Source organism: Aeromonas sp. 19NY04SH05-1 (genome assembly GCF_040581895.1).
GTDB classification, from domain to species: Bacteria; Pseudomonadota; Gammaproteobacteria; order Enterobacterales; family Aeromonadaceae; genus Aeromonas; species Aeromonas enteropelogenes.
The window spans coordinates 1-7,961 of sequence record NZ_CP095329.1 but is presented as its reverse complement, the minus strand read 5'-3'; the positions used below and the strand labels follow the sequence as shown (position 1 = coordinate 7,961).

11 protein-coding genes and 1 pseudogene are annotated in these 7,961 nt (G+C 54.6%); 7 read left to right on the top strand and 5 right to left on the bottom strand.

Features of this window, described 5'->3' with window-relative positions; genetic code table 11:
* The first annotated feature begins 568 nt into the window (after positions 1-568).
* The 5 genes from MRK42_RS21525 to MRK42_RS21505 all read left to right on the top strand — a co-directional run bounded on the left by MRK42_RS21525 (position 569) and on the right by MRK42_RS21505 (position 3,146).
* Positions 569-1,108, top strand: a complete 540-nt coding sequence (locus MRK42_RS21525) for a YbjQ family protein (protein WP_354689074.1) — start codon at positions 569-571, stop codon at positions 1,106-1,108.
* Between the two features lie 379 nt (positions 1,109-1,487).
* On the top strand, positions 1,488-1,982 hold the full coding sequence (locus MRK42_RS21520) for a hypothetical protein (protein WP_354689073.1): 495 nt from the start codon (positions 1,488-1,490) through the stop codon (positions 1,980-1,982).
* A 192-nt stretch (positions 1,983-2,174) separates the two neighbouring features.
* Positions 2,175-2,435, top strand: a complete 261-nt coding sequence (locus tag MRK42_RS21515) for a hypothetical protein (RefSeq protein ID WP_270804111.1) — start codon at positions 2,175-2,177, stop codon at positions 2,433-2,435.
* 58 nt (positions 2,436-2,493) lie between these two features.
* Positions 2,494-2,844 carry a type II toxin-antitoxin system RelE/ParE family toxin gene (locus MRK42_RS21510; protein WP_282414876.1) on the top strand — a complete coding sequence of 117 codons (351 nt, stop codon included), beginning with the start codon at positions 2,494-2,496 and terminating at the stop codon, positions 2,842-2,844.
* Complete coding sequence (locus MRK42_RS21505; protein WP_290435454.1) at positions 2,844-3,146, top strand: helix-turn-helix transcriptional regulator; 303 nt, start codon at positions 2,844-2,846, stop codon at positions 3,144-3,146. The genes MRK42_RS21510 and MRK42_RS21505 overlap by 1 nt, the downstream gene beginning before the upstream one ends.
* 101 nt (positions 3,147-3,247) lie before the next feature.
* Here MRK42_RS21505 and MRK42_RS21500 read toward each other — a convergent pair whose 3' ends face one another.
* On the bottom strand, positions 3,248-3,481 hold the full coding sequence (locus tag MRK42_RS21500) for a hypothetical protein (protein WP_282414878.1): 234 nt from the start codon (positions 3,479-3,481) through the stop codon (positions 3,248-3,250).
* Positions 3,478-4,107 (bottom strand): ParA family partition ATPase, encoded by a 630-nt coding sequence (gene parA / locus MRK42_RS21495; protein ID WP_202979128.1) that lies wholly within the window; start codon positions 4,105-4,107, stop codon positions 3,478-3,480. Before parA ends, MRK42_RS21500 begins: the two co-directional genes overlap by 4 nt.
* Before the next feature lie 125 nt (positions 4,108-4,232).
* Here parA and MRK42_RS21490 point away from each other — a divergent pair.
* Both MRK42_RS21490 and MRK42_RS21485 read left to right on the top strand, forming a co-directional pair.
* Positions 4,233-4,385, top strand: a pseudogene (locus MRK42_RS21490) (type II toxin-antitoxin system RelE/ParE family toxin); the annotation flags it as partial.
* A 230-nt stretch (positions 4,386-4,615) separates the two neighbouring features.
* Positions 4,616-5,578, top strand: coding sequence for a replication initiation protein (locus tag MRK42_RS21485; protein WP_282414870.1), 963 nt, complete (start codon positions 4,616-4,618; stop codon positions 5,576-5,578).
* Positions 5,579-5,764: 186 nt separating this feature from the next.
* Here MRK42_RS21485 and MRK42_RS21480 read toward each other — a convergent pair whose 3' ends face one another.
* The 3 genes from MRK42_RS21480 to MRK42_RS21470 are packed head-to-tail and all read right to left on the bottom strand — an operon-like array spanning position 5,765 to position 7,314.
* On the bottom strand, positions 5,765-6,007 hold the full coding sequence (locus MRK42_RS21480; protein ID WP_159164803.1) for a plasmid replication protein RepB: 243 nt from the start codon (positions 6,005-6,007) through the stop codon (positions 5,765-5,767).
* 9 nt (positions 6,008-6,016) lie between these two features.
* On the bottom strand, positions 6,017-6,328 hold the full coding sequence (locus MRK42_RS21475; RefSeq protein WP_354689076.1) for a hypothetical protein: 312 nt from the start codon (positions 6,326-6,328) through the stop codon (positions 6,017-6,019).
* Between the two features lie 14 nt (positions 6,329-6,342).
* The gene (locus MRK42_RS21470; protein ID WP_354689075.1) at positions 6,343-7,314 is read right to left on the bottom strand and encodes an integrase domain-containing protein; all 972 of its coding nucleotides are present in this window, start codon (positions 7,312-7,314) and stop codon (positions 6,343-6,345) included.
* Between the last annotated feature and the right edge of the window lie 647 nt (positions 7,315-7,961).

Genomic DNA, 7,961 nt, shown 5'->3' with positions numbered 1-7,961 from the left:
CCAGGAGAGCTAGCCTGGCGAGCGGGTCTAGAGAGAGTCTGTGATGCAGGCTCTAGCTGGACGGTCGCTCAGTTGGATGAGTCATCATTCTCATGCAGGTGACGTGGTCTTGCAATAAGTGTTTGATAAATAAGGATTGTATCCTGTCAGGATAATTGGTGGCGTTTATCTGAATGCGCGTTACTAGTTAATGGCGGTTTTGCCCGTTAGCTGCGAATTTTGGATCGAAACGCCATCTCGCAGGATCTGGCCCTAAAACCGCCTCAGAAGCGTTGCAAACTTTCAGGCAGTAAATGCCCTGTCTTGGGTGTCGAAACGCCCCAAAACGCGATACAGGCGGCCTGTTTGCCGCCAGCGCCCCGTTTTAGCCGCTAAAAATCGCGGTTTAACATAAAAGGCGTTATGCGCACCGGTTTGTGGTCGTTTCAATCCTGTTTTTAGATCTCGGAGCACCCTTTCTGGGATCGGATTTAGTACTATATGAGACCGTGTTCATAGAGACTGCACAGCAGACTCAAGCTTTTAAAAAATTAAAACATCAATGGTGAACTCACAGTTTGAGGTTGTAATGAAGAAGCATTTTATTTTGGTAAAAGGCGAGTGTGGGACATGTGTAGCTGTAGACATATTGTCTGATGGATCATCAAATGAGATTTCATCACTTACTGAGCAGGGTTTTTTCATTGTTTATGAAAATTGCTTTGCTAAAGACACCTCACATGCAGTGAGTGTTTGGAGAAGTCAAGAAAATGGACTTTATCCTTATGATGAGATACTAACGTCAACCACGAATTTGCTAGGTAAGGGTGTTGATGTATCAGAGGTTAATGGTGTTGTGACGGCAACGGTTGTGGCTGGCACCAATATATTTAGTGACATATTCGCCATTGCAAGAGATATTGTTGGCGGCAACTCAGCCACTTACATGCTAAAATTGGATGAAATAAAAAATCAAGTGTTATCCCAGCTAAGAAGAAAAACATGCGAGCTAGGCTGCGATGCTATTGTTGGTGTAACTATTGATGTCGATGAAATTTCAGGTGGGAATAAGTCTATGCTTATGGTTACTGCAAGCGGAACAGCTGTGACAGTAGTGAAAGATAATTAAGTTTAGGGCTTTAATATTGAATGCAAAGTGAAAGCTCATCTGCCGTAAAGGCGGGAAAATTTTGTTGTAACCAGTAGCATCAAATCTCCTAATTAGCAGCTATTGAGTGTATCACAATCTCATCCTCTGGTGGCATCAGGCGCCGTTCGTATATGTTGCCGTTGGCCAGCCTAGCTGCTGGTGCGCTAAGGCCTGGTCGAGCGCACTCTGGCGGCACAGAGCAGCAAGCTTAATGGGGGGGGGGGCAGGATCTCTTGAAAATAAGTGATTATGCACACCTCATCTGATCGATGGTATGAGCAGTGCTAATAGAATGGTTAAGGTATAGTATATTTTTGTTGGTTTCTTGAATCGGTATCGATAAAAACTGAGGGTGGTAATGATGTTATTAGGTATTTTTGGATTTTGGTTTTTTTGTGGAGTTATATCTTCCGTTGTGGCAAGTAATAAGGGGCGTAGTGTTTTTGGTTGGTTCGCTATTGGGCTTTTGCTTGGTCCGGTCGGAGTCGTTTTATCATTGGTTATAAGCAAGCAGGTGGACGTTGTTGAGGCGAAAGCAATGAAGTCTGGCGATCAAAAAAAATGTAAATATTGCGCCGAGCTAATTAAAAGTGAGGCTAGGCTGTGCAAGCATTGCGGTAAAGAGCAGCAGGCGGATTTGTCAGATTTTGTTGAATCTCAAGATGAAGTATCAATCCATCAAATTTTTCAGGATGCGGTCTATAACGAAGATGTTGAACTTATGCAAAAGATGCTAAGGGCAGGCTTTAAAGTTGAATCATGCGATCTACCCTTCTCACACCTTGAATATGCTAAGTTTCACAATAAAAATCGCGCAATTGAAATTTTAGAAAAATTACTTACGCAGGCATAAAAACCTCAAGAGGAATTGGCTGGGTAGGTTCATTTGAATTAGTCGGCCAGCGACGATGACGACTGCGCATAAGGGGGCGTTACGTTAAATCGGACGCCCTTTTTGCTGCCTGTCATCCTGCAAGATGACTTGTTTTGCAGGGCGTTATCTCTCATCCTGCACCGCATTATCCCTTGTCTCGGAATCTCCCCCATGGAAACCATTACCCATCCCACCCTGGTACAACTGGTGGCGGCCGGTGCCGTTCGTGTCGTGGTCGCCGTCGGACAACCTGGCGGCTGGACGCTGCTGGTGCGCTACGGTCTGGCCGAACGTGCCCTGGCCGCCCAGCGCAGCAAACAACTAAGAGTTTTTCGCAAGCTCGATACCCTGGTGCTCTACCTGCAGCAGATCGGGGTCAGCCGGTTCGAGGTTGATGCCAGTAGCTTCATGCTTGCACTACGACAGCGGTAACTTGTTACCTACGTCGAGACCCCCTACAATATAAACTAAAGATTATATTCGGTGCGCTATGTGGACAGTAAAAACGACCTCTCTATTCGATGTCTGGTTTGATGAACAAGACGAGGCCACGCAGGAGAAGGTTTTGGCTGGGTTGCTTGCCTTGGCACAGGGCGGTCCATCGGTAGGGCGACCCTTAGTTGATACCATCAAGGGATCTCGCTTTACGAACCTCAAAGAGCTGAGAGTTCAGCACCAGGGGGAGCCGCTACGAGCGTTCTTTGCTTTTGACCCGTTGCGGCAAGCCATCGTGTTGTGTGCTGGCAATAAGGGCGGTAACGATAAGCGGTTTTACAAAGAGATGTTGCCGGTCGCTGAGGCGGAATACGCCAGGCACTTAACTGAGTTGGAGGTAGGTTAATGGGAAGAACACTGAATGAGATGCTGTCCTCCCGCTCGGTGGATAGTCAGCAGCGGATCCAGGAGATGGCTAACGAGCTGCTGCTGGAGGTGCGCTTGCAAGCGCTGCGTGAAGAGTTGGAAGTGTCCCAGGTGGAGTTGGCCTCTGCCCTTGGCATCAGCCAACCGGCCGTTGTGGCGATGGAGCAGCGGGGGAATGATATCAAGCTATCCACCATGAAGCGTTACGTGGAAGCAATGGGTGGGAAGCTGCGTGTTGATGTAGAGCTTCCTACAGGGAGGCATGTCGGTTTCAACGTGTGACTGCTCCCCGCCGCAAGCGGCGAGGATTCCGGGATCAAGAGACAGCATCAGGGGCGTTACAGTAAATCGGACGCCCCTTTTTTCTACCGTCAAAATCGCAATTACATATTTCCGTATTTCATTAAAAGTAGTGCTCTAACCTCGTCTGCGATCTTGGCTCCGCGTGATGCACACTGCATCTTAATTTCGCGGTGCAGGCTCTCTGGAATGTCGATGGTGAGCCGCTTCATCGCTTCTGGTTCGCCGCCAGAATTGCGGCTTTCTACCCACTCGTCGGCGGAGGCCTGCGTATTTTTGCTGGTCGGCTTGGTGCCGATGGTGACCTTCTTGCTCATCGTGCAATCTCCATCAATTCTGCCATGACGGCATCGATCTCTGAGGCGGCTGGGCCGGTCGCATCTGTTTCATGAACGGCTCGGCCCTGGGCTGCAGCCTCAGCAAAAACCACGCGCTGGGTGATGCTGGCGGTCATGGCCTGTATGGGGTAGGCGGCCAACGCCTCGCCGACATCTCGCCCAATAGCTGTATTTGCGATTTTACGATTAACTACAAATGCGGCTTTCAGTCCTTCCTTGTAGATGCGAGCCTCCTCAATCAGCTTCACCACTTCGTCAGCCGCCCAGATGTCGTAGGGGCTTGGCTGTACCGGGATCAACACTACGTCAGCAGCCATGATCGCGGAACGAGCGAGATCGGTTACCCGTGGCGGTCCGTCGATGACAATGTGGTCATAGCCTAGGCCGAGTTGCCCGATCTCTTTGTGCACGGTGGCACGGGGAAGCCCGACGACCGAGAACAGGGGCTCGCCATCGCGAGCGGCGGCCCAGTCCAGGGCGCTGCCTTGTGGATCGGCATCGATTAGGAGAACGCGAGAGCCATGACGGGCCAGGCTGGCAGCCAGGTTCACGCTGAGGGTGGTCTTGCCAACGCCGCCTTTCTGGTTGAGGAGTCCGATGATCATGGTTGGATTCTCATTGTTTGTAATTTTGTGAAAATACAGAAAAACGCATGCAGTAAGCAATGAAAATAAGATCCAAAGTCAGTGGGGATTACTTCGTGGTACCAGTGCAGGCAGAAGCGAAGAATGGGATGCCTGATTGCTACAAGATCAAATTGCGTGGCGCAGGGTATCGGCTGGTTTACCAGGTACAGGATGATCGAGTGGTGGTCTTCGTAGTCGCGGTGGGAAAGCGTGAGCGGGAAGAGGTGTATCTGGAAGCCATGTCGCGTCTTGATTAGCGAGCATTTGTAAGGTGTGACCACCTGATGTAACGTACTGTCCAGAAAAGACAAACCCCGAATCTCTTATCTTCATCTTGGCGGAGTCGGTAAGAGAGTTCGGGGCTAGGCACTAAACCTATGAGAAAAGTCTAACACATGGTTATTTATAGACAACCAACTTCCCCCTCATTCCACCTATCTTGTGTGGAAGAGTGCGGAGTTTGCACCGCCAATTTGTGCGGTGATCGATGGTAAAATCGGCCTCTTACGCCTCGTTTGTTGAACGTCTGCCACATCGCCCCTATTGCACCGATGACCCCGCCCAAGGGCTGCTGATCCGTCCGCAGGCCACGGCGCTGGCCTATCGCCATATCCAGCACAACCCGCCGCCGCATGTCGCGACCCTGGTGTTCGACGTGGACAGGGCGGGCGGCTACCACTCTTGGCAGGATACCGGATTGCCTGCGCCGCACTGGATTTGTGTCAACCTGCGCAACGGCCATGCCCATCTGGGCTATCAGCTTGCCACCCCGGTCGCCCGTACCTGTGCAGCCAAACAAAAGCCCCTGCGCTATCTAGCGGCTATAGAACACGTTCTGGCGCGTCGGCTGGGGGCGGACATGGGGTATGCAGGCCTCATCACCAAAAACCCCACACACAGCGATTGGTGGACGCTTTGGCATAACATTGAACCCTACTCCCTCGACTATCTCGCCGAGTTCTGCCCGGATGCCGATCTGGTGGCCTACAGCCACCGCAGTCGCAAAGAGGCGACCGGGCTGGGGCGCAATGTCACCCTGTTCGACAACGTGCGTGAATGGGCCTACAGCGCAGTTAGAGAGTTCTGGCGGCCTAACGGGTATGAGGCTTGGGCCGATGCGGTGAGAACCACTTGTGAGAGCGCCAATGCGTTTGGGTTGGAACAGGGCGGCCCGCTTCCTGTGTCGGAGATCAAGGCCACGGCCAAGAGTGTCGCCCGTTGGGTATGGAACCGATTTACCCCTGCAGGGTTTAGCCAGGTGCAGGCGCATCGTGGGGCTAAGGGAGGGCGTATATCCAAACGCCCAACCAAGAATGGCAAGGCTCGGGCCGACTTGTTGCCCGAGGTGGTCAAGCTCAAAGAACAGGGTTACAGCAACCGTGATATTGCTGAGGATCTGCAAATTTCAGCCAGTACGGTAAGCCTGTACCTCAAACGTGTACGAAAGTGATCGAATAAGCCTTATCAGATAACAGCGCCCGTTAGGGCGTCTTTGTCTGATATGGTTTGTCTTTAGAGAGAGGATCTTGGCGAGGTGGGCATGCGCCCGCACCGTAGGCCGTCCATCAGACCGCTTGCGGGCTGTGGGCGGGGGCGCTGTCCACGGAGTGGTCTTTGTCCTGGTGGGACAATGGGCTCAGCGGCTGCTCAGATCAATCTCAATACGCCGAAAGCCTATGCCGTTGGCGGTGTTGGCCGCAGCATCGATGCTCTTGAACACTCGCCAGCCGCCGCGCTGCCGTTCCAGCACTACGGTTTCGCTCTGTTTACCGAACTTCACCAGGTGCAAATGGTATCCGGCCCCCATCGGCGTGGGTACGATCATCGCCTTGGCAAACCCGCCCTGGTCGAACGTCCACTTCGCTTGTAGCTCTTCCATATCATAATCCTATTTTGAATCATCAAAATCAGAATTCGATACTAGCGGAGGACGGGGCGGCTGGCCAGCCCTGTCCAGTAACTCCCACAACAGCCGCGCCGCATACCAATGATCCTGTCGCGTCCGCTCGGAAAGGCGACTGTGGCGGGCCCAATAGCGGTGGAGATGGGCTCGTCCTACCTGGGGCGGTAGCCTCACCCCCTGTTCATGCTGGCGGATGTCGCTCAGGATGGTGCAGAGTCGCTGTACGGTGGCTCTGCGGCTGGTCTTGCCACCGTGTCGCAGGTAGACATCGACCCGGGCTCTGATCCACGTTTCCATGCTGCTCATGCTCGTTACCCCAGGTAAGCGTTGGTGACATCGATGCGGCCGTGGCCTAGCTCGGCGGCCACCTGCAGGCGGGCTTGCTGATCGAGCGTCCGCGCTGCAGCGACGTCGATCCCGAGCTTGGTGGCCAAAAAACGATGATGTTCGGCCCCGTGACGGATCCCGGCTGCGACGGGCGCGGGGGCCCCCACTAGGGCGGCGTACCGTTCTTGGGCGTAGGCGTGTCGTTCGCCATGCGAGCGAATGCCCGCGCTGCGCAGCTCGGTATAGGCCTCCGCGCGAAATTCACGATAGGTCTGATGCGCGGGGATCAGGCTGCGCGCGTTTTCTTGGAGATTGGCCGCGTTGGCTAGCAGAAATTTTTGCTCCAGCGGGTTGGTAATCGGGACATTGCGGGCCAGACCGCCCTTGGTGCCGACCTCGATGCGCACCATGCCATGTTGGGCCTGTGCTAGCGCCCTCACCGCGTCGAGTTTCGCCGCCTCCTCGAACCTGAGCCCAAAAGTGCGTTGCAGGGATAGGATGGCGGCCAGCCGCTCCGGCAACGCTGCCAACACTGTGTCGTGCTGGGACAACGACACGGCCCGATCGGTGGTGGCGATCCCACTACGGATTGGCAGCCCCGCCTCGCGCACGGGATCGAGCCGCACAACCCGATCGCCACGGGCGATTTCCAGCACCCGGTTGACGGCGGAGATCCGGTTTTGCGCAGTGGTGGGGCCGATCTCTCCCCGCTCCAGCCGCTCGATCAGGTGGGTGGCGTAGTCGCGCAGGGTCGAGGCCTCGATATGCCGCATGTCCTTGATGCCCGCAGTATCTCGCGCCCAGGCGGCGAACTGTGCCCAGCGATCCGCCATCGTAGCGATCGAGCTGTGACTCAGCATCCCCTCGCGTAGGGCATTCAGCCCGGCATACCCCATGTCCCTCGAACCCAGGCCAAAATTTCTCGCGTCCGGGTTGGCTCGGTCGCATCTCGTCATATCTAAACTCCATTTTGATTAATCATATTTGCTTTTTGATGCCGCCATCCCCTGATACTGGTGTTGAGTGTTTTGCGCATATTTTCGACTGCGCGTGTCGTGGGGCATCGGTGTGTTCACGTCCTTACGCGGTGAGCGTGCTGTTGTTCCGAGGAACGGGGTGGCTGCTGTGGCAGGGGGCTCCTGCAGGCAGGGCGCTAGTCGTGGTGCGACTGCGCCTAGCGTCCGGCTGGCCTGTGAGTGACGGTTTCGTCGGTTTTCGTGCCAGGGAGATCTGGCGGCATGGCCCGAGGGCATTGGGGTGGCGCCGGGTGGGCGCTGGCCGTCTCTGTCAGACAGAGACGGCAGGGGGGGGCTATCGTGCGCGTCGCATCGGCTGTCCGGCGATGGGGGCGGAGGCCGAAATGCTGCCATGGCAGCGTGATGCTGGACGTCGATGTGTGTGCCGGTATATCCAACGGATTGTGGCCCCGAGGGGCTTCATTACCCATGGTGCATTGCCAACGGCGTATAACCCGAGGGTCGCCACGCAGAGCTGGTCTGCGCCGATGCATGTTTTATGGTCGCATCCCACCCACTCGGCCACGTCTGTTTTTCAGGCTAGCCGTCCACCTGCCTCCAGTAGAGTTAGGTGCGCTCGCGATTAT